18 protein-coding genes are annotated in these 25,965 nt (G+C 40.7%); 15 read left to right on the top strand and 3 right to left on the bottom strand.

Annotation, left to right across the window (positions count from 1 at the left end; all coding sequences use genetic code 11):
- Window positions 1-8: 8 nt before the first annotated feature.
- The 5 genes from J4856_RS06195 (at window position 9) to J4856_RS06215 (ending at window position 9,742) form a co-directional block, all read left to right on the top strand.
- Entirely contained in the window at window positions 9-1,556 is a 1,548-nt protein-coding gene (locus J4856_RS06195) for a RagB/SusD family nutrient uptake outer membrane protein (protein WP_025836758.1), read from the top strand.
- Between the two features lie 835 nt (window positions 1,557-2,391).
- Window positions 2,392-5,577 carry a SusC/RagA family TonB-linked outer membrane protein gene (locus tag J4856_RS06200; protein WP_025836760.1) on the top strand — a complete coding sequence of 1,062 codons (3,186 nt, stop codon included), beginning with the start codon at window positions 2,392-2,394 and terminating at the stop codon, window positions 5,575-5,577.
- A 27-nt stretch (window positions 5,578-5,604) separates the two neighbouring features.
- Window positions 5,605-7,224 (top strand): RagB/SusD family nutrient uptake outer membrane protein, encoded by a 1,620-nt coding sequence (locus J4856_RS06205; protein ID WP_025836762.1) that lies wholly within the window; start codon window positions 5,605-5,607, stop codon window positions 7,222-7,224.
- 325 nt (window positions 7,225-7,549) lie between these two features.
- Window positions 7,550-8,461 carry a helix-turn-helix transcriptional regulator gene (locus tag J4856_RS06210; RefSeq protein WP_025836764.1) on the top strand — a complete coding sequence of 304 codons (912 nt, stop codon included), beginning with the start codon at window positions 7,550-7,552 and terminating at the stop codon, window positions 8,459-8,461.
- A 93-nt stretch (window positions 8,462-8,554) separates the two neighbouring features.
- The gene (locus tag J4856_RS06215) at window positions 8,555-9,742 is read left to right on the top strand and encodes an SGNH/GDSL hydrolase family protein (RefSeq protein WP_065367632.1); all 1,188 of its coding nucleotides are present in this window, start codon (window positions 8,555-8,557) and stop codon (window positions 9,740-9,742) included.
- 69 nt (window positions 9,743-9,811) lie between these two features.
- On the opposite strand, the gene J4856_RS06220 is transcribed toward J4856_RS06215, so the two are convergent.
- Complete coding sequence (locus tag J4856_RS06220) at window positions 9,812-10,987, bottom strand: hypothetical protein (protein ID WP_234967175.1); 1,176 nt, start codon at window positions 10,985-10,987, stop codon at window positions 9,812-9,814.
- 451 nt (window positions 10,988-11,438) lie between these two features.
- On the opposite strand from J4856_RS06220, the gene J4856_RS06225 reads away from it, so the two are divergent.
- From J4856_RS06225 to J4856_RS06260, 8 genes are all read left to right on the top strand, one after another.
- Window positions 11,439-11,879 (top strand): energy transducer TonB, encoded by a 441-nt coding sequence (locus J4856_RS06225; RefSeq protein WP_234967177.1) that lies wholly within the window; start codon window positions 11,439-11,441, stop codon window positions 11,877-11,879.
- Between the two features lie 93 nt (window positions 11,880-11,972).
- On the top strand, window positions 11,973-12,374 hold the full coding sequence (locus J4856_RS06230; protein ID WP_306302185.1) for an energy transducer TonB: 402 nt from the start codon (window positions 11,973-11,975) through the stop codon (window positions 12,372-12,374).
- Between the two features lie 340 nt (window positions 12,375-12,714).
- The gene (gene gpmI / locus J4856_RS06235) at window positions 12,715-14,235 is read left to right on the top strand and encodes a 2,3-bisphosphoglycerate-independent phosphoglycerate mutase (protein WP_025836774.1); all 1,521 of its coding nucleotides are present in this window, start codon (window positions 12,715-12,717) and stop codon (window positions 14,233-14,235) included.
- A 142-nt stretch (window positions 14,236-14,377) separates the two neighbouring features.
- Window positions 14,378-15,025: a hypothetical protein gene (locus J4856_RS06240; protein WP_025836776.1), complete on the top strand. Its 648-nt coding sequence runs from the start codon at window positions 14,378-14,380 to the stop codon at window positions 15,023-15,025.
- Between the two features lie 873 nt (window positions 15,026-15,898).
- Window positions 15,899-16,246, top strand: a complete 348-nt coding sequence (locus J4856_RS06245; protein ID WP_025836778.1) for a hypothetical protein — start codon at window positions 15,899-15,901, stop codon at window positions 16,244-16,246.
- A 163-nt stretch (window positions 16,247-16,409) separates the two neighbouring features.
- The gene (locus J4856_RS06250; protein WP_025836780.1) at window positions 16,410-17,075 is read left to right on the top strand and encodes a uracil-DNA glycosylase; all 666 of its coding nucleotides are present in this window, start codon (window positions 16,410-16,412) and stop codon (window positions 17,073-17,075) included.
- A 15-nt stretch (window positions 17,076-17,090) separates the two neighbouring features.
- Window positions 17,091-17,795 (top strand): uracil-DNA glycosylase, encoded by a 705-nt coding sequence (gene ung / locus J4856_RS06255; protein WP_065367631.1) that lies wholly within the window; start codon window positions 17,091-17,093, stop codon window positions 17,793-17,795.
- Window positions 17,796-18,088: 293 nt separating this feature from the next.
- Window positions 18,089-18,694, top strand: a complete 606-nt coding sequence (locus tag J4856_RS06260; protein WP_025836782.1) for a DUF3109 family protein — start codon at window positions 18,089-18,091, stop codon at window positions 18,692-18,694.
- Window positions 18,695-18,788: 94 nt separating this feature from the next.
- Here J4856_RS06260 and J4856_RS06265 read toward each other — a convergent pair whose 3' ends face one another.
- Window positions 18,789-19,673 carry an AraC family transcriptional regulator gene (locus J4856_RS06265; RefSeq protein WP_025836784.1) on the bottom strand — a complete coding sequence of 295 codons (885 nt, stop codon included), beginning with the start codon at window positions 19,671-19,673 and terminating at the stop codon, window positions 18,789-18,791.
- Window positions 19,674-19,889: 216 nt separating this feature from the next.
- A complete protein-coding gene (gene gyrB / locus J4856_RS06270) occupies window positions 19,890-21,863 on the bottom strand; it encodes a DNA topoisomerase (ATP-hydrolyzing) subunit B (RefSeq protein WP_025836786.1) in 1,974 nt (657 codons plus the stop codon).
- Between the two features lie 504 nt (window positions 21,864-22,367).
- On the opposite strand from gyrB, the gene J4856_RS06275 reads away from it, so the two are divergent.
- Both J4856_RS06275 and J4856_RS06280 read left to right on the top strand, forming a co-directional pair.
- Complete coding sequence (locus J4856_RS06275) at window positions 22,368-24,425, top strand: TonB-dependent receptor (RefSeq protein ID WP_065367630.1); 2,058 nt, start codon at window positions 22,368-22,370, stop codon at window positions 24,423-24,425.
- 180 nt (window positions 24,426-24,605) lie between these two features.
- Window positions 24,606-25,808, top strand: coding sequence for an MFS transporter (locus J4856_RS06280; protein WP_044080955.1), 1,203 nt, complete (start codon window positions 24,606-24,608; stop codon window positions 25,806-25,808).
- The last annotated feature ends 157 nt before the right edge of the window (window positions 25,809-25,965 follow it).

The raw sequence follows: 25,965 nt of genomic DNA on the forward strand, positions 1-25,965 counted from the left end.
ACTTACTTATGAAAAGAACTTATAAGAATATATATAGCCTCGTACTTGCCGCAGGTGTAATGCTCGGTATGGCATCCTGTGGTGATGAATTTCTCGATCAGAGACCGAGTGATGGTGTTCTCGAAAATGAAGCTATCAAGAGTAGTTCAGATTTGTCAACAGCTCGTATCGGTATGTATGCAGCTTTGAAGGGCTCTTCTAGCTTTAATGATTATTATGGTGCACAGATGTTCCTTTATGGAGAGATGCACGGCGAGGATTTGCAGTATAATTCAAAGTATGGAAGTAATCGTGCATCGTTCTATTACAAAATGGAATATACCACAGCTTCTAACTTTAACACTTCTACTGCTATCTGGCAGTCACCTTATATTGTTATTCAAACGGCCAATCATATCATCGAAGCTGTTGATGGCGGTAAGTTAACTGATAAGGATGACGCTGATGCAAAGGCATTGATGGGACAGGTTCGTGCAGAAGCATTGGTGTTGAGAGCTATGGCTACGTTCGATCTGACACGTATCTACGGAAAGCCTTATACTGAGGATAATGGTGCATCGTTAGGTGTTCCTTTGGTGACAAACGTCATTTCTGCGAGTGAAAAACCTTCGCGTAGTACTGTTGCTGAGTGTTATGCTCAGGTACTTAAGGACCTTAATGAGGCGATCAACTCTGGTAATTTGTCAAAAAAGCCTGAAGTTGGTTACATGGGTCTTTATGCAGCTAAGGCTCTTCTCTCTCGTGTTTACCTTACAAAGGGTGATTGGGCAAATGCACTTTCTACAGCTGAAGACGTAATCAACAATTCAGGTAAAAATCTTTGGGCTGCTGACGAGTATGTTGATGCATGGAAGAAAGACGATAAGAATCATAGTAATGAGATGCTTTTCGAACTCTCTGTTACTAACAACAAGGACTGGAATGATAGAGAGGGGATTGCTTATTTATATGCCGAAAATCGTCCTGATATCGCTGGTTATGGTGATGTTTGTGCTACAAAGAGCTTCGTTAAGCTCCTTGCACAAGATTCATTAGATGTTCGTGCAAACGTGTTCTTGGCTCCTTACTCTGATAAGAAGAAAGTCTTTAATGGAGCTAGGGTCTATTTGAATAAGATGCCTGCAGCTAATGGGGATGTTCGTTATGCTAATATCCCTATGCTCCGTCTTTCTGAAGTTTATCTCAATGCAGCGGAAGCAGCCTTCAGATCTGGTAATACTGCAAAAGCTGCTTTGTACTTAAACGATATTATCAAGAATCGTACAAGTGATGCCTCAAAGCAAGTGACAGCAGCAGATGTTACCTTAGCGCGTATCTTGTTGGAGCGTCGTAAGGAACTTGTTGGTGAGGGTCAACGCTTCTTTGATGCACTGCGTAATAATGAGACGATAACACGTTATACGAATGATGCTGACCGTGGCTGGCACGATGTGTTGACGACTGATGCTCGTAGTTATAGTCGTGATTATTACAAGGCGTATGCTGCTATTCCTGGTTATGAGGTAGATGCAAATGCAAATCTTAAGAAACAGCAGAATACGGGTTATAGTAATTAGTAAACAGTTGTATTGTAATAAATGAGAATGTGGGGATTAGTTGTTTTACAGCTAATCCCCTTTTTTAGGCTCTTTTGGTGCGGGTGCCCAGCACCATGTGTGCGGGTGCTGAGCACGAAGTGTGCGGATGGTATGCACGAAGTGTGCGGATAGTAAACATTGTTTAATATAACATGATGCAATGTTCTGTTTGTTATCTGTAAGGAGTTCTCAAGATTATTTATATTCCATCACTTCCGCTTTATCCTCAAATCGTTCATTAAAAGTCTTGGAAAATAAGGTGTTATGAAATATCTATCAGTTAATGAAGAAGAAATTTTTTTTTAACATGATAATAGTTAGATATCTGGAATCCTCTGGCACATAGAAAATGAAATACTCAAATGGGTGGTTTGCTTTTATTGGTTAGAATATGCTTAAATGAAGCCTATTTGTAAGGTTTAGGTTTACCGGTTTCCTTACAAATAAGGATATGTATCAACACCACTTTTTTGTTTTGTGTGTTGAAAAACCTCTTTTTAGTAGCAAATGTTTGTTTAACATACAATAACACGTAGAAGTGTCTATATCACAATAATGTAATTTTATTTACCGATATGAATGGTTTTTTGTTTGTTTTTATGCTTAAAAGTGATACTTCTATATATTATGCAGTTAATAAATGTGAAATATTCGAGCTAAAGTTCATTCCCATTTGGAACTTTAAAAAGCGTACACTATCTTTGTGAATTGTTAAATCTATTATACAATAATCTTTATCGTTTTATAATACCTTACGTGTTAATAATTTAAGTCTGAAATAGTTTGTTTTTTATATTAATTAAAGAGAGAATTTATGGAAAAAAGACTAATGATGTTTTTAGTCGGTCTATTCCTAAGTTTAGGAACAGCACTGGCGCAAACAGAGATTAGCGGAACTGTAGTTTCCTCAGACGATGGACAGCCCGTTGTTGGTGCGTCTATCCTTGTTGCAGGGACACAGACGGGTACAGTAACCGACGTGGATGGTAACTTCCGCCTTTCAGTACGATCTGGTGCTAAACTAGTCGTGTCTTACGTAGGTATGCTTACCAAGACTGTTTCTGCATCTAATGGTATGAAAGTCACGCTTTCTCCTGATGACAAAGGTCTCGATGAGGTCGTTGTTGTGGCTTATGGTACAGCAAAACGCCAGTCTATTACTGGTTCTGTTGCTGTAGTTGACTCAAAGAAGATTTCTGATCGTATTAGTACAACGGTGACTGGTGCGTTGGAAGGCTCTGCTCCTGGTGTACAGGTTAATAACTCTTATGGTGAGCCTGGTGCAACACCAAAAATTCACATCCGTGGTGTGGGTACGTTGGTAAGTGGCGCTGATCAGCCTCTTTACATCGTTGATGGTACGCCATTCGAAGGTAATATTGCCGAGTTAAATCCTGGCGACATTGAGTCTATGTCTGTTTTGAAGGATGCTTCTTCTGCCGCTCTTTATGGTAACCGTGCGGCTAATGGTGTTGTCTTGATTACAACAAAGAAGGCTAAGTTCTCTACTAAGCCAAACATTACTTTGAAGATGGATCAAGGTTTCTACAGACGTGGTATCCCAGAGTATGACCGTTTAGGTCCAAACGAATGGATGGAAACTTCTTGGGTAGCAATGAGGAATTATGCCCTCTCTGGTGGTATCGTTTCTACAGATGCTGCAGCTGGAACTTATGCAACCCAGCACTTGGTGTCTGATTATGTGAAGCGTAATATCTATGATGCTGCTGGTAATGCTCTCTTTGATGCAAATGGTAAGCTGATTGCCTCTATTCGTCCTGGTTATGACGATCTTGATTGGCAGAAAGCAGTTGAGCGTACTGGTCATCGTCAAGAGTATAGCCTTTCTGCTGGTGTAGCAGGCGATAAGTACAATATCTACTCTTCTGCTGGTTATCTGAATGAGCAGGGTTATACTTTGAACTCAGGTTATGAACGTTTTACAGGCCGTATTAACACACAATATACAGCCAACAAGTGGCTCGAATTAGGTTTGAACCTCTCTGGTACTTCTTCTGTAAGAAGCTTTAACTCAGATGCTAATGGTACTTTCTATGCTAATCCATTCTATGTAACTCGTTACATGGCTCCAGTCTATCCTGTTTATTTGCATAATGCTGATGGTACATACGCTTTGGATGCAGATGGCAACAAGCAATATGATACTACATCTGAGTATCTTGAAAATCGTAACCTCCCTTACGAGATGACGATGGATATGGACCGAGTACGCAGAAACGTATTGGATGGTTTGTTCTATACAAAAATCAGTTTGCCATACGGTTTCTCTTTGACAGGAAAAGTAGACTTGAACCATGCGACAACAAACCGTCAGAAATATAATAACCCTGTTATTGGTGATGGTGCATCTAACAATGGTCGTTTGTCAGAATATGCTAACCAGTATATCTCTTATACAGGACAGGAACTTTTGAACTGGGATCATAACTTTGATCTCCACCATGTTGATGTTCTTCTCGGTCATGAGAATTATAGCTGGAATCGTAAGTATGCACGTGTCATGAACACGAATGCAGCTATCGAAGGTTTGCGTGCGTTGAGTAACTTCGTCCTAAACTCTGATACAGAAGGCTATTTTGAGGATTATAGAACTGAGTCTTATCTTGGTCGTCTTCGCTACAACTATGATGAGAAGTACTTCTTAGACTTCTCTCTCCGCCGCGATGGTTCTTCTAAGTTCCATAAAGATAAGCGTTGGGGTAACTTCTTCTCAGCTGGTGTAAACTGGAATATCAAGAAGGAGAAGTTCATGGAGAAAGTAAAGTGGGTTGATGCTTTGCGCGCTCGTGCATCATACGGTGAGGTTGGTAACGATGCTGCTGTTAACCTCTATGGCTATCAGGCACTTTATTACATCACAAAGAATGGTGGTAACCCTGCTTTGGTACGTCAGAAGCTGGCTGCTCTTGATTTGAAGTGGGAGACAACTCAGACTTTCGACTTTGGCGTTGAGGGTACGCTCTTCGATCGCTTGAACTTTAGCTTAGGATATTTCGATAAGCGTTCTAAGGACTTACTCTTCGAGGTTCGCTTCCCATTGTCAGCAGGTTCTTACTATGGTAATGATTTAATAGAGAACCTTACACAATATCAAAATATTGGAACCATCTCTAACCGTGGATTCGAAATTATGTTGAATGGTGACGTTGTACGTTCTAAGGATTGGACATGGAACCTCTCTTTTGACGCTACCACATTGAAGAACAAGGTACTCAAGTTGCCTAAGGGTAAAGATATCTTGCATGGTCAGCAGAACTATTCTGAGGGACACTCTGCTTATGAGTGGTATACTTATCACTTCGTAGGTGTTGATCAGATGACTGGTAAGTCTCTCTATGATCTTGATCCAAAGCAGGAAGCTACTGCATCTGCTGCAGGCAACCTTGTTGAGATCAATGGAACAAAGTATACTACATCAACTTCTCAGGCAATCCGTAAGTGGGCGGGTACAGCTCTCCCTTCTGTTTATGGCTCATTTGGTTCTAACCTTCGTTGGAAGGACTTGAGCTTGTCTATGTTGATGACTTACAGTCTTGGTGGTAAGACAATGGACGGTTCTTACAGAGGTTTGATGTCTACAGGTTCAGCTTCTTCTGCAGCTGCACTTCATAAGGATGCACTTAACTCTTGGAATGGTGTTCCTGCAGGTATGACAGCTACATCTACTAATCGTATCGACCCTAATGGTACACCAATCCTTGACTTCAACGGAAGTGTTGATAACAATGCGGTTAGTGACCGTTGGTTGACAAGTTCTTCTTATTTCATCATGAAGAATATCATGCTCACTTATCGTTTACCAAAGGCATTGGTAACAAAGTGGGGTCTTGGTGGCGTTTCAGTAAAGGCTGGTGTTGAGAACCTCTTCACACTCACAAGCCGTAAGGGTTTGAACCCACAGTATAGTTTTGCTGGTGGAAGTGATGATACTTATGTTTCTGCACGTGTGTTCAACTTCGGTTTGACAGTCGATCTCTAATATTGTAGAATTTAAAAAAGGAATAATATGAAATATTCAATAAATAAATTCACCGCAGGGACTTTACTTGCTGTAGCTGCAATGACAGCATCTTGCTCCAGTGATTATCTCAATGTATCACCAGCAGAGTCGGCTGAGCCTTCTGCAGCATATGCTAATACAAGCAATGCGCGTAACACCTTGAATGGTATTGCAAAGTCGATGACCGTACAGCAGTACTACTATGGTCAAGGGTTCGCAGGTGAAAATGCGATAATGCGTATCTATGAGAACCTTCCAAGTCAGAATTATAACTATAACCGTTATGCTTCTGGTTGGGCACCTATCCATAACCAAGATTTTCACTATAGGTCTACAGCTAAGTATGATTCTTATGCGTGGGCATACTATTATCAGATTATTAACAATGCAAATGCACTCCTTGCAAACATTGATAATGCCGCTGGTAATGATGCAGATAGGAAGTTTATCAAGGCTTCGGCATTGACTTTCCGAGCATATGCTTATGAGAAGTTAGTACATTACTATTGTTATCGTTGGCAGGATAGTAATAATGGTGCTTCTCAGGGATTACCATTGCGTATCGATACTTCTAAGGGAGAATTAAAGGCTTCAACACTTGCTGAGACTTTTGCTCAGATTTATAAGGACTGTCAGGATGCGATCACACTCTTCACAGAGAGTGGTGTGACGCGTTCTACTGCCGAGAGTTGGATTCCTGACTTAAATACCGCTCATGCCGTTTATGCACGTGCAGCATTGACACGTCAGGACTATGCTACAGCTTTGGCACAAGCTAAGTTGGCAGAGAATAATCGTCCGTTGATGACTGGTGAAGCATACGCAGCAGGTTTCTATAAGCCAAATGATGAGTGGATTCTCGGTAGCTATGGTGATGCAAGTGAGCAGAACTGGTATTGGGCTTATGGTGTACAGGGTGCTTGTAATGGTTACTATGCAAGTGGTCAGAGTACTGGTGCTGGTACTATCGGTCACGAGTTGATTACTCGTATTCCTAATAATGATGCTCGTAAGCAACTTTTTATCACTGCTGATAAGTTCCGCAGTATTAATATTACTGACAATGCGCAGGTTGACCAGACCTTTGGCATCTTGGGTATGGGTAATGAAAGTGTGTTGACACAGGCTGACTCTATCGTTAAGAAACATCAGCTTTCTGGACTCTCTGCAGCTTACGCTTCTGGATATATCTATTTGGATGGTCAGATGAAGTTCTGGGTGACAGCACAGCCGGGTGTTAGTTATGTTCCTTTCATCCGTTCAAGTGAGATGGTTCTCATAGAGGCTGAGGCTAATTACTTCTTGGGTAATACTGCCGATGCACAGGCTGCATTGGTCAAACTGAATGCTACTACAGGTCGTAACGCAAGCTATACTTGTACGAAGACGGGTACTGACCTCTTTAATGAAATCAAGGATTATCGTGAAGTTGAACTTTGGGGTGAGGGTTCTGCATGGAGTGATTACAAACGTTGGAACATTCCTGTTGTTCGTCATTCATTTGCTGAAGGCGGTAATGCACACCCAGCTGTTGCAAAAACAATTGCTGTAGATTTCGGTAATAAGTGGACTTGGGTAGTTCCACAGAATGAGATCGATTATAATGATCTTGTGAGGAACGAGTAAGTCGTAAGTTTTTATAAATATCAAGGCGGAAAGAGCAGGTCTCTTTCCGCCTTTTATGTTGTTTCCTGTCATTTCTGTCATTTGTATCTGGAGGATAACTGGTTATAAAACAAAGTATTATTGTGAAATGTTAAAATGACAGCAAAAGGAATTAAAAGTATTTTGTGATAAATTCAGTAGCTCTTCCAAGTTTGTAAGCATTGCATCCTATAGTCATGCAGGACGATTATTTCATTGTTTGCTCAACATATTTGGAGTAAAAAGAATTGCAATGATTAAGAAAAGTGTTACCTTTGCGTTATCTTCATATAGATTTGTTGGAGAAATGAGGTTTGATAAACTAAAAAAGCAGTTAGAGCTGTTAATTATTTTGTCTGATGGACGTAACTACACTGTTGAAGAACTGTGTGAAAGGATAGGATTGTCGCATAGGAATTTTTATTACCTGCTCGATTTCATTAAGCATGCTGGTTTTATTGTGTTCAAAAATCAAGGTTGTTATCATATTGATCGGCGTTCTCCTTTCTTTACTCAGTTGCTCCAAGCTATTCAGTTTACTGATAAGGATGTGAAGACGATATATAGTGTACTTACCATGGCTGGTAATGATAGCGAGATGGTAAACCAATTAAGGAAGAAATTAGATAATGCGTATAATTTCTCAATATCAGCTGACTCTCCTGTTCGTCGCCAGATGGATAACAATATGAAGCAATTGCAGATGGCAATGGCTGAGAAGAAAACGGTTTGCTTGGTTGGCTATTCAAGTCCACATAGTCACTCCATGAAGGACCGTCTGGTGGAACCTTTCCTTTTTCTGCATAATAATGAGGATATTCGTTGCTATGAGTTGGTCTCTAAGCAAAATAAGACCTTCAAAATTTCGCGTATGACGAGTGTGGAGATATTGGATACTCCATGGTTACATGAAGATTTGCATCGACAAGTTTTTACTGATATCTTTATGTTTAGTAGTGAGGAGCGACATCGTGTGAAGCTTCGATTAGGGCAGCTATCGCATAATCTCTTTAAAGAGGAATATCCACAAGGAACATATTTTATTACGAAGAACGAAGATGGGTCATGGCTTTTAGACTTAGAAGTATGTGACTATCGGGGGTTAGGCCGCTTTGTTCTTGGACTTTATAAGGATATTGAAATCATTGAGGGTGATGGCTTCAAGGCCTATATGAAAGAAGAAATAAAGGGACTTGCTGCTTCATTAAATCTTCAATAGATGATAAAAATATCAAGTAGAACATTTTATTAATCTAACTTTTGTAAAAGTATTCTTTTCTAAAAAGTATAAAGAAGTTTTTAATTCAGGATCATGACAATACGTAAGTTTTTATTCGTTTTATCGCTTTTCATCGTTTTTAATGCGTATGCACAGCAGGAACGTTGGGTAGGAACATGGGCATGTGCGCCACAAACTGTTGATAAGGGATTTATGCCTTATAACAATCAAATGACGAATCGTTCTGTTCGACAAGTCGTGAAGGTAAGTATTGGGGGTAATACGCTCCGTCTTCAATTAAGTAATGAACTATCTTCCGACCCTGTTGAGATTACAAGTGTCTATATTGCTAAGGCTCTGGAGGGTCCAGAGATAGAGAAGAATACTGCAAAATACCTTCAGTTTAGTAATAAGCGTCGCGTCACGATTCCCGCAGGAAAAGCAGTTTTCTCTGATGCGTTAAAGTTTAATTTGCAGCCTTTGGAGCGTCTGTCAATTACCATTAATTACCTTAAAGCACCGAAGGAACCTACTGTTCACATGGGATCACGTACAACGTCTTATATATTGCGAGGTGTAACGAATGCGAATACTGACTTCTCTAAAGCCTTTAAAGAAGACCATTGGTTTAATATTTCTGCCATAGACGTTCTTGATGCCAGTATTTCCAGTGTTGCCATTTTAGGGAATAGTATTACTGACGGTAAAGGATGTGTAACCAATGCGCAAGATCGTTGGCCCGATTTTATGTCTGCTGTATTGAACGGAGAGAAGAGTACTGATGTGCAAAAGACGGGAGTCTTAAACCTAGGAATTGGTGATAATCGCATTCTGTCAGTGGGCTTAGGAGCTCCAGGAAAGGAGCGTTTCGATCGTGATATACTCGGCCAAAGAGGTTTACGAGCAGTTGTCATCTTTGAAGCAATCAATGATATAGGTACATCAACTAATCCTGCGGAAACAGCACGTCAGCTGATAGAAGCCTATCAGGTCATGATAAAGAAAGCACATCAACGAAGTTTGAAAGTTTATATGGGTACGATAACTCCGTTTAAGGGCTGTAAGAATTATTATACTCCTGCTCGCGATGTAGCTCGTAAGCAGGTAAATGAATGGATTAGGGCTAATAAAGAAATCGATGGTTTTATCGATTTTGATGCCCTTATGCGTGACCCTTCAGCTCCAGATCAGTTGCGTAAAGAATGGCAGATTGGTGATTGGTTGCATCCTAATCCTGCAGGCTATAAGCAGATGGGAGAATATGCGGCAAAGAAGATATGACTTCCTGCCTTTCCTTTCTTTAGAGGAGGGGAGTTAAAGCTTGGCGAAAGTAAGGGAAGTTCTCGATGTCTATATCGAGTCTGAAAGTGTCTCCTGTGATAGTTCCATCTTCTTTTTCATTCTACTCTTAATCGACCTTAAAGCTTGTGATGTACAGCAGAAGGCGTTGGCTTTTTGCTCATCAGTCATTCCGTTGTGATCCATTAAATAGTAAAATGTCTCCTTAGGAGTGAACGCATAGCGGGGATTATTGAGGATATAGGCAAGGTCGTAATCAAAGTTTGGCATAATAGCGTTGAGTGCCTGCTGTTCACGTTTACCCATTTGTGAGATATTACCACCTTTTAGAATGGTGTAGAGGGTGTCTATTCCCAACTTTATTTGTTCGATGGAATCGGCTGTTTTTGTATCTCCGTTATGTGTAGGTATCTTCTGTTTTAGCTGTTCTAACTCATTGATTTTACTGTCAACTTCTGCCTTCATCTCATCAATAGTTGCATCTTTCCGTCGGATCAACTGCTGAATATTCTGTTCTGTCACCTCTTGTTGCCTGCGATAGGCATGTAGTTGCAGGCGCATACGACGGCGGAACCATACTACGATACCCGTTGTTAGGAGTATCAAGATGATAACGAGATAAGCAATATAGAGTTGTAGTTGCAGGGCTTTACGCTGTGCGATAGCCACTTCATAGCGGTCTTGTATCTGTATAATCTCAATATCTTTCTCTGGTGAAACCGATAAAATCTGGTGTTTTTCAATACGGGTTCTTAGTTGAGTAATACTCTGCTCTTGGTCTTTACGAATACGAGGCTTGAAGGATTCAGCCTTCTTTACGTACCACAGAGCAGAGTCGTGTTGGCCCATTTGGTTAAAAACAGAGGCCTTACCGAGGTAAATGTCGGTCAGTCTGTGGCTCTTCTTGCTATCATTTGCATATCGAGCAGTATGCTCGAAGTAATCTAGTGCTAATTTATAAGCACCGTTCTGGGCATTCAAGAGAGCAATACGATAGTATGTAGCAAACTTCAAAGAGTCTTCTGTTACGTTGAAAAGGTGCTTCTCTGCCGATTTTAGCTGATACATCGCATTCCTTGTGTCATGCTTAGCCACGAAAAAAGCGGCACTATCGAGCCTCATTCGAGTAATACCATCGTCTGTTGCGGGATAGTTAGGCAGTTTTCTTTGGCTGCATGAAAGCAATGCCAAGATGCTAAGCAGTAGTAAAATCGGCTTTCTCTTCATATTTGCAAAGATACACATTCTACTGCGTATTGCCAAATTAGGGTGGGAGGAAAGGGGACGAAAAGCTATCTTAAAGGTTGGTAAAGTGCGAAAACGAGGGAACTTTTATAAGCTTTATTGTGTCAAAGAAGTGAAGTTGTTAGTCGTAAATTATTGATAGTCAAATGTTAACTTGTTTTACATGTGTCAACTCTAATGGGGCTATTGCATTGCATTATATTCTTCTTTACCTTTGCATCGACAATAAGTTCCAATATATGTCATCTGCATTTCATAAACCTGCGGCGGCGTGATTGCGTTTAAGCGTTGGCGCAGGTTTTAAATTAAGAATGTTTGAAAGACTCTTCAAAGCAAAGAGTTTGTTTATAATAATCTCTCGAAAGGCTGCGTTTAGTAGCTGTAAAGGAGAATAAAACAAAAGGTTTATATGGTGAAACGAGTATTATTTTTAATGTCACTTAGTATCTGTATGGAAGGAACTGTTACTGCCCAACAGAAGAATATGTCGATGAAATCTTATGAAAATGAGGTTCGGAAAGATACAATCGATACCTTAGAAGTAAAAAACGAAAGGCATAAAATATTTGATTGTTGGTTTCCTCCAATGCCATCTTTCCCAGGTAATATCCAACAATTCCTTCGTGCTCACCTTGTATGGCCAGCCGGTCGTAAGAACAAGAATGTTGAAGGGCGGGTGGTTGTCAAGTTTTATATAGACCGCAACGGCAGCTGTTCTCAATTTAAGGTACTTCGTTCGTTGAATTCATCATTTGATGCTGAGGCATTAAGAGTGTTGAAGTTAATGCCAAAATGGAATATGAGTTCTATGGAAAGAGGTGGTGCTTGGTATGTCTTGCCAGTTTTTTTTAAGAAACAAAATGTTCAACAATAAGAGTATATGGTTATGATAAAGAAACTGTTTTTATTTCTATTTTTAAGTTTTGTAGTCGTTGGTAATATCGATGCACAGAAGCATAAAAGAACGATGAAACCGAAGAAAAAGGAGCAAACCGAGCAGCCTTGTTGTGCTGAACCATCCTATGATCTTTGTTATGATACATTGAATGTGGACACCTTAGGGGCAAAGATGTTTGAAACTGTTGAGGGATTGAAACCTTCATTCCCAGGTGATCTCTTCAAATTTATAGCGGCACATCTTCAATATCCGCCTGAATTGGCAGAAAGCTCAATCTCGGGAAAAGTCATAATAAAGTTCTTTGTAACCCCTTCTGGTCATTGTTGTCTGTTTAGAATTATGCGTTCTGTATACCCATACCTTGACCGAGAGGCACTCAGAGTACTCAAACTTATGCCTGCATGGAAGTGGGAAAGAAGACCGAAGCAGGGAGTTTGGCAGCTTGTACCAGTCATTTTCAGATTGCAATAAGGCAAAGTTACTCATAATATAGCCACTTAACTTAAAGTATTTAGTCATTATTAAGATTAGTGTTTACTCTTAACATGGTTGGTGTTAGTCATGATCACCAACCGTGCGGAGTATTAGCACGAAGGAAGAAAAATGTAACTATGTTCTTTGATGTTGCTGCGTTATGCTTTCAAACAGTGAATCAGAGGGCTGAATAATCCTATACTTCTAATTCTATAGCTTTCATTTTCAAATTTCCAATGGCTTTTTGCCCCCATCTTATTCTTTTATCGTACCTTTGCAGTAACAAAAATAATAATAGGTAATAAACGAAGATAATAACAAAAATAAAGGAATAATTATGGCAAAAAAAGCTTTATTGATGATCCTTGATGGATGGGGTAACGGTAAGCATGGTAAGGGTGATGTAATCTATAACACACCAACTCCATACTTAGATTATTTGAACGCAGTTAGTGCACACTCTGAGTTGCAGGCATCAGGTGAAGATGTCGGTCTGCCAGATGGTCAGATGGGTAACTCTGAGGTTGGTCACTTGAATATAGGTGCAGGTCGTATTGTTTATCAGGACCTCGTTAAGATTAACAAAGCTTGTCAGAGCGGTGACATTTTGAAGAACCAAGATATTATTGCTGCATATAGCTATGCACAAAAGAATGGTAAGAAACTTCACTTGATGGGTCTGACCTCTACGGGTGGTGTTCACTCTTCACTTGATCACCTCTTCAAGCTCATCGAGATTGGTAAGGAGTACAACCTTAAGGACGTTTACGTTCATTGTTTTATGGACGGACGTGATACAGACCCAAAGAGTGGTGCTGGTTTCGTTGCTGACATTCAGAAGGTATGTGATACAAATGACGCACATATCGCTTCAGTCGTTGGTCGTTTCTATGCAATGGACCGTGATAAGCGTTGGGACCGTGTGAAAGAAGCGTACGACTTGCTCGTTGAGGGTAAGGGTACCCCTGCTACTGACATGGTTAAGGCGATTGAGGCAAGCTATGCAGAAGGTGTGACAGACGAGTTCATCAAGCCTATCACAAACTCTTCTGTGAATGGTAAGATTGAGGAGGGTGACGTAGTTATCTTCATTAACTTCCGTAACGACCGTGCTAAGGAGTTGACATCTGTGCTCACACAGCAGGACCTCCCAGAGGAAGGTATGCACACAATTAAGGATTTGCAGTTCTATTGTATGACTCCATACGATGCAAACTTTAAGAACGTGAATATCCTCTTCCCTAAGGAGAACGTAATGGATACATTAGGCGAATACCTCAGCAAGCTTGGTAAGAAGCAGCTTCATACAGCAGAGACAGAGAAGTACGCACACGTAACCTTCTTCTTTAATGGTGGTCGTGAGCAGCCTTACGAGGGTGAGGACCGTATCTTGGTTCCTTCTCCAAAGGTAGCGACATACGACTTGAAGCCAGAGATGAGTGCCTTTGAGGTGAAGGATAAGCTTGTTGGTGCTATTAATACACAGGAGTATGACTTCATCGTTGTGAACTTTGCTAATGGTGATATGGTGGGTCATACAGGTGTTTACAATGCGATTGCAAAGGCTGTATGGGCTGTTGACCAGTGTGTTAAGGAGGTTGTTGAGGCTGCGAAGGCTAACGATTATGAGACAATCATCATCGCTGACCATGGTAATGCAGACAACGCAATCAATGAGGATGGCAGTCCAAACACTGCTCACTCACTCAACCCAGTACCATTCATCTATGTTACAAACAACAATTCTGCAACAGTGAAGAATGGTCGTTTGGCTGACGTTGCACCTTCTATCCTTCATATTATGGGCTTAGAGCAGCCTGCAGATATGACAGGTGAGAATCTTATCTCAGACAAGTAAATTGTTAATTATTACAAATCTATAAAATCCCAAAGGTCTTTTATGGCTTTTGGGATTTGTTTTTAGTATCTTTGTTGCCGTGAGTCGTATTTCGACTCTAATATTATATAGGTATAAGTATTTATTTTTAAGATTAAAGACAATGAAGAATCGTAAGTTAGTATTATCATTAGTAGCCCTTGCAGGACTCTCTTCTCTTAGCGCACAAGCACAGACCAACAATACAAAAAAGCCTCATGAGACTATCATGCAGCGTGTTGACACGTTGGCAAAGAAGGTAGGTGCTGCCGTTAAGAAGGCTGAAACTACTGAGAAATCAAAACTCAACGCAGACAAGCAGAGAGTTAAGGCAGACCTTGCTAACGACAAGGAGAAGGTAAATAAGGTTTATCAGGATGATAAGGCAAAGTTCAATGCTGATGTAAAGAAGGTTGAGAACGGTCTTGCTAAAGATGAGCAGAAAGTAAAGAATACTTATCGTAAGGATGAGGCAAAGGTAAAGCAGGGTCTTGCTAAAGATGAGCAGAAAGTAAAGAATACTTATCGTAAGGACAAGGCAAAGGTAAAGCAGGGTCTTGCTAAAGATGAGCAGAAAGTAAAGAATACTTATCGTAAGGACAAGGCAAAGGTAAAGCAGGGTATTGCTAAGGATAAGCAGAAAGTAAGAAACGCATATCGTAAGGACAAGGCAAAGGTTAAGCAAGTTCTTGCTAAGGACGGACAGAAAATCAAGAACACTTATAACAAGGACAAGGCGAAGGTTAAAGCGTTCTTTAAGAAGGAGAAATAATTTGCTTAAATAGAAACAATTATTTAATTGTAGATAAAAGAGTCGTGTTCATTCACGGCTCTTTTTGTGTTCTTCCGTTAAAAGCGTAGATCGTTAATAGAGTAAGATTAATCTACATACATGGTATGATTACCCCCTATTGGATGGTTTAAGAACGGGGGATAAACTGCATGACAAATATAATTAGGTGCGATGTCTATCTGCTTTCTACAAACAACTTACTCCCTCATTAGTTGGGTTTTGTAATTTATTTTCATGCAGTTCAAAACCAATACATGCTCTTTTAGCTTCTAAAAGACGCTTAATAGCCTTGCAAAAGATGCCCTTTAAGCCTCTTACTAACGCCCTTTTGAAGACCAACTAAGCACCTTTTATTTTACTACTTTATAACTAATTGATTTCCTGTTAACTATAAACCTGCTTTTTGTATGTGATTTTGCCGTTATTTATTGATGTATTATTCAAAATTATGTAATGATTTTTTTAACACTTGTCTGTAGATTTTCGAAGTCTTAAATTGAAATGGTTTTTAATATCAAAGGACGATAATAGGATAGATACTTGACTGTCTTAGTTATGTTTTTGTTTAATGAGTAACTTCATTTTTTCCTTTAAAGCAATACAAAAAGCGTCTACGCATTTAATGGAAGAACCTCTTTTTGTTTGTTGGTAAGGAAAAAGAACGATTAAGATTGTAGTTTACATAAATTTACTAAATAAATAAGCAGGTTTTAATAAATCTAAAATTTATAAACAGAATGAATCTTTTTTGCAGTTGAAACTTCTTTTTTCATTACCTTTGCGCCCATAAGGATTTATATCCTTTCTGAGTTTAATAGGTATTAATGTATAATTTAAAAACAGTAAAAGATTATGGATTTTAAGAAAATAGCATTGTCACTTGTAGTAGCATTTAGTGTATGTTCACTCAGCGCACAGGCACAGAGCCAGTGCTCAAAGAAATGTGACAAGGCTCCAAATGAGCAGGTTGAGAAGGGCAAGCAGTGCGATAAGGCAGGTAAGGCTTGTGATGAGAAGGCAGGTAAGGCTTGTGATGAGAAGGCTGAAAAGGCTTGTGATAAGCAGGCAGGTAGCTGCTGCAAGAAGCAGGAAAAGGCTTGCGATAAGTCTGCTAAGGCTTGTGATAAGGCAAAGAAGGATTGCAAGAAGGCACAGGCAGGTAGCTGCTGCAAGAAGCAGGCTCAGCCAAAGAAGAAGTAATAGTTTAGCTTTAAAAATAAGAAAGTCGTGTCGAAAGGCACGACTTTTTTGTTGTTATCAGAACTTTATCGTACTTTTGTAGTAACAAAACTACGTGCGATAAGATGAGATAAGGAAATCTTCACTCTTTTTCTTATTGCGCTTGTGGATAAAAGTCATAGCTATGAACGTAAAGATAGAAGCTTCGTGGGAACAACAACTGAGAGGAGAGTTTGAGAAACCTTACTTCCAGCAGTTGGTTGAGCAGGTGAGACAAGAGTATGCACAGCAGCCTTGTTATCCTCCGGGGAAGTTGATTTTCAATGCCTTTAATCTTTGTCCTTTTGACAAGGTGAGGGTTGTGATTATTGGGCAAGACCCTTATCATGAGCCTGGACAGGCGATGGGATTAAGCTTCTCCGTGCCTGATGGGGTACAGCTTCCACCTTCATTGCAGAATATCTATAAGGAGATTGCAGCTGACTTGGGTACAGCGATTCATCAGTCTGGCGACTTAACACGATGGGCAGAGCAAGGAGTTCTCCTGCTGAATGCTACACTTACCGTTCGTGCACACGTCGCTAATAGTCACCAGCGATTAGGGTGGGGAACCTTTACAGATGCAGCTATTAAGGCACTAAGTGATGGACGAGAGAACTTAGTCTTTATGCTTTGGGGCGGTTTTGCGCGTAGTAAGAAGAGTCTTATTGACCAGCAGCGACATTGTGTCATAGAAAGTGTACACCCTTCGCCACTCTCTGCTAATCGTGGCGGATGGTTTGGGCAGCATCAATTCTCTCGTTGTAATACCTACTTAACCTCTTGTGGGCTTCTGCCTATTGAGTGGTAGTTTTAATCAATAGCAATGGAATGGATTTTAGAAGAATCGTGGCGTGAAAAGCTGAAAGACGAAATGGATGAACCCTACTACAGGGAATTGGTTGATAAGGTGCAAGAGGAGTATGAGAAGTATGAGAATGAGACTTGCTATCCGCCAGAAGATAAGATTTTCAATGCCTTTAATCTTTGTCCTTTTGATAAGGTAAAGGTTGTCATTATGGGGCAGGATCCTTATTTCAATCCTGGTCAGGCTATGGGGCTGAGTTTTTCCGTGCCTGACGGTGTAAAGCTTCCGCCATCATTGAAGACTCTATATAGGGCACTTGGGATTAATCTCAATGGGATTAATCAGCCTTCGGGAGACCTTACACGCTGGGCTGAACAAGGTGTGTTGTTGTTGAATACGGTATTGACTGTGCGTGAGAAGCAAGCTAAAAGTCATCATAAATACAAGTGGCAGCTTTTTACGGATGCTGTTGTAAGGGCATTGAATAAAGAGCGTGAGCATATTGTCTTTATGTTATGGGGACGCATAGCGCAACGAAAGGAACGTTTTATACGTACGGATAATGGCAGGCATATGGTACTAAAGGCAGTGCATCCGGTAGCTCGACGTTATGGAGGATGGGATGGAAAAGAACATTTCACGTGCTGCAACAATTATTTAATTGAGCATAAAATTGCGCGTGTTGACTGGATGATCGTGAGTGAAAAGTTGACGAGTGAATAAGTTTATGAGTTTTCGAGTTGCTTACTTAAAAGAGTATAAGGTGTAATTACCATATAAGGCTTATAGGACTAAGATAGTTTGATTGCCTAATTAAAGCTTTAAAATCATGTCAGGAGGGAATTATTTACGTGTAGAGAAATAATTATTTTCACGATAAAAAATATTTCTTTTCATGATAATAAATATTTTTCTTCATGAAAATAATTTGGAAAGGAGTTCCGTTTTAGTGAGGAGATGCTGTTGGGTGAACAGCAAAACATAGTTGAAAATGAAATAATTTAGCGTTAATAAAGATGGGTAGTACGTATGATCATATTTTTATGGTGGGCGATGTGCTTGTTTCACCAGATATAATCAATGTGAAGTTTTGCTGTGACCTCGATAAGTGTCATGGTCAATGCTGTATTGAAGGAGATGCTGGCGCACCTGTGACCTTGGACGAGACAATGGAGATAGAGAATGTCCTTGATACAGTTTGGGGTGATTTGTCAGCCTCTGGGCAAGCTGTTATAGATAAACAGGGTGTCGCTTACACCGATGAAGAAGGCGAATTGGTGACGAGTATCGTTGGCGGTAAGGACTGCGTCTTCACTTGTTATGAGAACGGATGTTGTCTTTGTGCGCTGGAACGTTCTTATCGTAATGGTAAGACAGGCTTTGTAAAGCCCATTTCTTGTTCGTTGTATCCCATTAGAGTGAAAGACTTTGGTAATGGTACTTGTGGTATTAATTACCATCACTGGCGCATCTGTGCTGATGCAAGAAAAAAAGGAGAAGAACTAAATCTTCCCCTTTATAAGTTTTTGAAGGAACCCCTTACGCGTAGATTTGGTAAGGAGTGGTATGATGAATTGTGTGAGGTAGCTCTTCAGTTAACAAGTGAACAAGTTGACGAGTAGACAAGTTGAGGAGTTAACCAGTTGCTTGGTCAAGGGATAATTCTCTTTGCTGTATATCGGTATTAACTTGTTTACTCGTTTACTCGTCAACTTGTCAACTCTTCCTAAACTTCGAGGGACTCATGCCCACATGTTCCTTAAAGTATTTACCCAAAAAGCTCTGATTAGCGAAGTTTAGCTCATCAGCAATCTGCTTAATGCTCATCGTACTGTTTCTAAGCATCACTCGCAACTCACGTGTTACGTAGGAGTCAATCCAGTCGCTTGGTGTACGTCTGCTGACAGTGCGTACGGTTTCAGAGAGATATTTCGATGTGATACACAACTGTTGAGCATACCAGCTGACACGTCTTTCTGTGCGATAGTTCTTTTCCACTGCTTGTATGAAATCGCGGAAGATAACCTCAGCACGTGTCTGCATTTCGTCACCTACTTGTTGGAATTGATAGATGATGTTACTCATGTCGATGATTAATGCTTTTAGCATCGTCACCACCAACTCACGACGGAAGCGGTGACCAACATCAGCAATTTTTTCTTTGATATGTTCTATGTCGTTTTCTAATGCCTTGGTCTGATTGTCGTCAAGGTGGAAAACAGGGTGAGTTCTTGCGAAAAGGAAGAGAGGAGATAGTTCGTGAATACCGCTAACAATATTTTGGAAGAAATTATATGACATAATGAGTGCAATACCCTTGCAATTATCAGATAGCTTGTAATCGGCAACAACCTGTTCTTCGCTGATAATAATGACGTCTCCTGCACTTACTTCATGCATCTTTGTGTCAACGGTATATTGTGCATGACCACTCGTACAGAGGGCTAAGAAGAGTGCTTTCATGCGAGAAGGACTGTTAGGTAATGGTACTTTCGTGATATCCTCAAAGAGAATAAGATCATTATCTATAGATTTTCCTTCTGGACATACTATTTTCGCTTGAGGTACATTAACTTCTAGAAGTCTTATCTTTCTGTTCATTTTCCATTTGTTTAGAAGATGCAAATATACTCATTTATTTCTTCTTTTGAAAAGCTTATGTGTGAAAAAGAATAACATTAGTGGGCTTCTAATTTATAATTGTTTATAATAGTTGAAAATTAGCGTATAAGAAAACTCCCTTTTCACACAAATGGTGAGAAAGGGAGTTTTTATCTCATTAGCTTAAGAAGCTATTTTAATTTGCTTTGATAAGCTTTATGCATCAATATTAGCGTAGGTAGCATTCTTCTCGATGAACTCACGACGTGGCTCAACATCGTCGCCCATCAGCATAGAGAAGATTTCATCTGCGTCAGCAGCATTCTCAATTGTTACCTGCTTCAAGAGTCGTGTCTTTGGGTCCATAGTTGTTTCCCAAAGCTGCTCTGGATTCATTTCACCAAGACCTTTGTAGCGCTGAGTGTGGATAGTCTTACCATCCTCATTGCCATTCGCATACTTGTCGATGAAAGCCTGACGCTGCTGTTCAGTGTAGCAGTATTCGCTAACCTTCTTATATGTGCACTTATAGAGTGGTGGTGTAGCAATATACAAGTGTCCTTGCTCGATAACCTTTGGCATATAGCGATAGAAGAGCGTCATGATCAGTGTGTCGATGTGAGAACCATCGACATCGGCATCGGTCATGATGATAATCTTGTCATAGCGAAGTTTATCTGTGTTTGCCTCAAAGTCGCCCTCATCTTCAACACCGAAGCGTACACCAATAGACTGAATAATGTTCATTACAGACTCAGCCTCGAAGACACGATGGCGTTGCACCTTCTCTACGTTCAGAATCTTACCACGGAGAGGAAGGATGGCCTGTGTGTAGCGGTCGCGTCCCTGCTTAGCTGAACCACCCGCAGAATCACCCTCGACGAGGAAGATTTCGCAATCCTTAGGGTCTTTGTTAGAGCAGTCAGCTAACTTACCAGGCAAGCCGCCACCGCTCATCACGTTCTTACGCTGTACACTTTCACGTGCTTTGCGTGCAGCAACACGAGCTGTAGCGGCAAGGATAACCTTGTTACAAATCATCTTTGCCTCGTTAGGATGCTCCTCCAGGTAATCGGTCAGTGCTTCACCAACAGCCTGCTGAACAGCGCCAGACACCTCACTATTACCAAGTTTCGTCTTTGTCTGACCTTCAAATTGTGGCTCTGCTACCTTGATAGAGATAACCGCTGTCAAGCCTTCACGGAAGTCTTCACCAGCAATCTCAATCTTAGCCTTCTCCAACTGCTTAGAAATCTGTGGGTCATTGTCAGCGTATGTCTTCAATGTACGTGTCAATGCTGCACGGAATCCCTGCAGGTGCGTACCACCCTCGATGGTGTTGATATTGTTAACGTATGAATGGATATTCTCTGTATAATCAGTATTGTACATCACAGCCACTTCGATAGGGATGTTCTGCTTCTCAGTCTTGAGATAGATAACATCATCGAAGAGATGCTGACGATGGCGATCAACGTAACGAACAAACTCCTTCAAACCATCCTTAGCATGGAAGACCTCAGTGCGTGTCTTGCCTGTTTCAGAATCTGGGCGAAGGTCAGTAAGCGTAATCTTAATACCTGCATTCAGATAAGCCAATTCGCGCATACGACGTGCTACGATAGCCCATTGGAAAACGGTAGTACTAAAAATCTCTGGGTCTGGCCAGAATTGCTGACGTGTACCAGTTTTATCGGTCTCGCCAACAACCTTTACAGGGTAGAGAGGCTTCCCCTTCTCATACTCCTGCTGGTAGATTTTACCATCACGGAACACCTGTGACTTCATGTGTGTTGAAAGTGCATTTACACAACTTACACCCACACCATGCAGACCACCGCTGACTTTATACGAGCCCTTGTCAAACTTACCACCTGCGTGGAGTACAGTCATAACGACCTCAAGGGCGCTCTTGTGGAGCTTCTCGTGCATGTCAACAGGGATACCACGACCATCATCCTCAACGGTGATGGAGTTGTCCTCGTTGATTGTGACCTCAATGTTCTGACAGTAGCCAGCCATTGCTTCGTCAATAGAGTTATCAACGGTCTCGTTAATCAAGTGGTGAAGTCCCTTTTCACTGATGTCACCAATGTACATAGCAGGACGTTTACGTACTGCCTCCAAGCCTTCTAAGACCTGAATGTTACTGGCGGAGTAATTATTCTCGTTTTCTGGATTTTCTGCCATTTTTCTTTGATTCTACTTATAGTATGCAAAGATACACTTTTTCCTTTACATGAGGAAATAAAAACCTGCAAAAAAACACAAAAGGGGCATATCAAATCGTGTGTTTGAAGTGATATCTTTTATTGATTCTATTCTTCGCCTCATAGCATAACAAATCGTTGTTAAAAAAATGATAAACCTTTCCCAATCTATGTGTTCAGTATGTCTTGTCATGTGTTCTTTTACTAACAAGAATCTGCTCTAATGTTATTAACCTTTTGACATAGGCTCCACACCATTTCAGATAATCATGGGCAGGGTTCTGCTTACTATCAAATGAAGGTTTTATTGTTCTATAACAAGGTTCCGCAAGTTAGTGGATTGTTTCGTAAAACTTGACAATAAGAATAGCTGAATCGCTTGTATAACAGTGTGTAAGGCATAATTTCCTTATAAATGAGGATTGTTCAAAAAAGTCATTCTCCGTACCTTTGCGGCACAAAAACATTTAAATAAGTCGTCTTTATGCTAAACACATTGTTATTGGCCTCCCTTGCTATCGGAGGAATCGCCAAAGATGCTCCCGATTCAATAGTGAGTAAAAATGTCCCATTGAATGAAGTCGTTGTATCAGACTTCAAGCAGAATAAGAGAAACCTTACTTCTGTTGCTGTATCAACCATTAACCTACAACAACTGCAGAACCAGCAGATTGTCAACCTGAAGGAGCTGACGGCTGTGATGCCTAACTTCTATATGCCTGACTATGGTTCATATGCAAATACGCCCGTCTATATTCGTGGTATCGGAGCCAAGAGTAAGGGTTCTGCAGTGGGTTTCTATGTCGATGGCGTGCCTCATTTTGAGTCGTCAGCATTTAATATAGATCTCAGTGATATAGCTGGTGTGGATGTACTTCGAGGGCCACAAGGAACGTTGTATGGACGTAATACCATCGCTGGTATCATAAACGTTTACACGCATAATCCGCTTGATTATCAAAAGATGCGGATAAAGGTCGGCTATGGAAGGTACAACGACTTTGTAGCGCAGGCTTCAAACTATGCTAAGATAAATGATCAGTTCGGTGTTTCAAGTGCTCTTTCCTATCATCACAACGATGGTATGTTTACGAATGAATTCTTAAATAAGAAGGCAGATAAGTTGAATGAGATTGAAGGACGTATCGGACTTTACTGGCGACCCACCACGAATTGGCTCATCCATCTTAACAATACGCTCAGTCATAGTAAGCAGAATGGTTATCCTTATGCACCTTATGATATTCAAAAACAGGAACTATCTCCAATCAGCTATAATCGCCTGAGTGTTTTCAAACGTCTTATCTTCACAACAGGCCTTAATGCCCGATATGAGAATAATAACGTTAGTTTCAATAGTCAGACATCTTACCAATTTATCAAGTCACACCAAGGTATAGATCAAGACTTTACCCCAAAGGACTTGTTCTTTACTGATAATGACTATCATCAAAATATGTTTTCTCAAGAGCTGACCTTGAAGTCGAATGACAAGGGACGTTACCAATGGATTGTGGGTGTGTTTGGTATGCTGCTCCATTCGAACCCATTCATCGGAACAAGCTATTTTACGAAGGACTTCTCAACCCCTACATCCTATAAGAACCCTACTGCAGGCTTTGCCATCTATCATCAGAGTTCTTATAATATATGGAGAGGGCTGTCCGCAACAGTTGGTCTGCGTTTTGATTACGAACACGCAAAGATAGATTATGAACAGCATAAGTTGACATTGACGACAGGGGCAATAACACCTGTAAATAACTTCGTTAGTACAGCGAGCTTCCGTCAGTTTACCCCTAAGTTCACGATTCAATACCTTACAAACAAAGACAATCTCTATTATGCAAGTTTCACTCGTGGCTATAAGCCGGGTGGATTTAACACCAGCTTTAAGACTGATGATGAGCGTGCATACGATCCAGAATACAGCTTGAACTATGAGGTTGGTGCAAGATTAAAGTTCTTGGATGGAAGATTGAGAGCCGAAGCTGACCTCTTCTACATTGACTGGCGACACATGCAAGCAATCTATACGGTTCCCAATGTAGGAAATTTAATTACAAATGCAGGTCATACGGATAGTAAGGGTTTCGAACTTTCTTTGGCTTATCATCCAGTGAAGAGTTTGCAGTTCAGTATGAATTATGGCTATACCCACGCTCGTTATCTAGAGTATAAGAAGAGTTCTAAAGAAGATTTCTCAGGGAATAGACTGCCAATGGTACCTAATCACACACTGTCAATAGACGGAACTTACACTGTTATGCAGGCAGGCTGGTTTGATAAGATTATTCTGAATACTGGTTTGACAGGCCTTGGTCGAATCTACTGGGCTGATGATAATATTGTTCGTCAGAACTTCTATGCAACGCTCAATGCTAAGGTTAGTCTTACAAAGGGTATCGTGACATTAGATTTATGGGGAAAGAACCTCACCGGAACCGACTATTTGGCCTATTGCTTTAAGATGTCAACGGGTAACTACGCACAGAAAGGTAAACTGCTGTCTTTCGGTACTTCCGTCAGTTTGACGTTCTAAAAGGAATGAAAAATATTTATGCTGTACTAAATTCTCAGGCTCAATAAGTTTAAACTCCTGCAGCATAACATTGATTTTAGCCTTCGTTAAGTGCAACTCCTTTCTTCCTTTCTAACGTCCTCTACGTTCGGATCGGATGTTAGATAGGGAGGTAGGAGGCTTTCTTTATACATTCATCACATGTTTAAAAATATCTCATCAAAGAAGCTCAGCTTGGGTACGTTTTTCTGTCTATACATTGCACAGATGGTACCTTCATCCTTTCTCATGACAGCCTTACAGGTAATCATGCGAGAAGGACAATTTAGTCTTGCTACCATCGGGTTACTTAATCTTGTTCGGATTCCATGGACAATCAAGTTCCTATGGTCGCCCTTTGTCGATCGTCATTGTGTCACAGTAGGCGACTACAAACGGACGATAGTCACTACAGAACTCATTTATGCTATTGCGCTCTTGGCTACAGGACTTATCAACGTACACTCTGAGATAGTACTTGTCATCATTCTTGCTTTCATATCAATGTTGGCTTCAGCGACGCAAGACATAGCTACAGATGCACTGGCTATCCTTGCCTTTAAAAAGCACGATCATAGTATGCTTAATAGCATGCAGTCTATGGGAGCCTTCGGTGGTGCAGTCATTGGTGGAGGAGTCTTGCTCATCTTACTTAAAAGCTATGGTTGGAATGTCGTAGTGCCCTGTTTGGCTTTGTTTGTTATTATGATGATAATCCCTTTGCTACTCAATCCTCATATCAAGATTGAGAATGAACAGGCAAGAGAACGTGCGAGGTGGACCGATATCTTTAGCTTCTTCTCGCGTAAAGAGATATGGCCACAGATAGGGTTCTTACTGCTTTATTATATGGGAATCATTGGTATTCTCTCCATGATACGTCCTTACCTTGTTGATAAGGGCTATGGTATGAAGGAGATAGGCTTCCTTATGGGTGTTGTCGGAACAGCCGCCTCTTTCGTCATGGCGTGGTTCTCAGGAGTGCTCATACGTCGTATTGGCATCCATAAAGCTCGTATCATTATCGCTGGACTCATCATTCTTGCACCGCTCTATTTCCTTGCGATGACTTTTACCAACTTTAATAAGACGGCTTTTGTTTTCGGCATTATTTATATCCAAGCTTGTTACGGCTTGGCTACTGTTGTGCTTTATACTGCTTCAATGCAGCAAGTGCGTCCAGGTAGGGAAGGAACAGACTTTACGATACAGATTGTTATCAGTCATGTAAGCGGTCTGCTTGTCGCAGTGCTTGCAGGAATAGTAGCTCATCTCTTCACCTATCGTGGGCTGTATATAGCTGAGGTAATGGTCTCAATCGTCAGTTTCTTTTATGTCCTCATAGCTTTTAGACGGAGAAAGTAAGGGTTGTTAAACGTTACGGATGATGTCACGATTCCCATAGAGTTCACACTATTAAGAACGATTACTGCAAAGCACTATTTGTTCTTAAAGCTTTCCTCACAAATGAGGATTGTTTATTTTAAAGGTTATCCATACCTTTGTCATATAATTTATTTCG

This window comes from Prevotella scopos JCM 17725 (genome assembly GCF_018127785.1).
In the GTDB taxonomy this organism is placed as follows: Bacteria; Bacteroidota; Bacteroidia; order Bacteroidales; family Bacteroidaceae; genus Prevotella; species Prevotella scopos.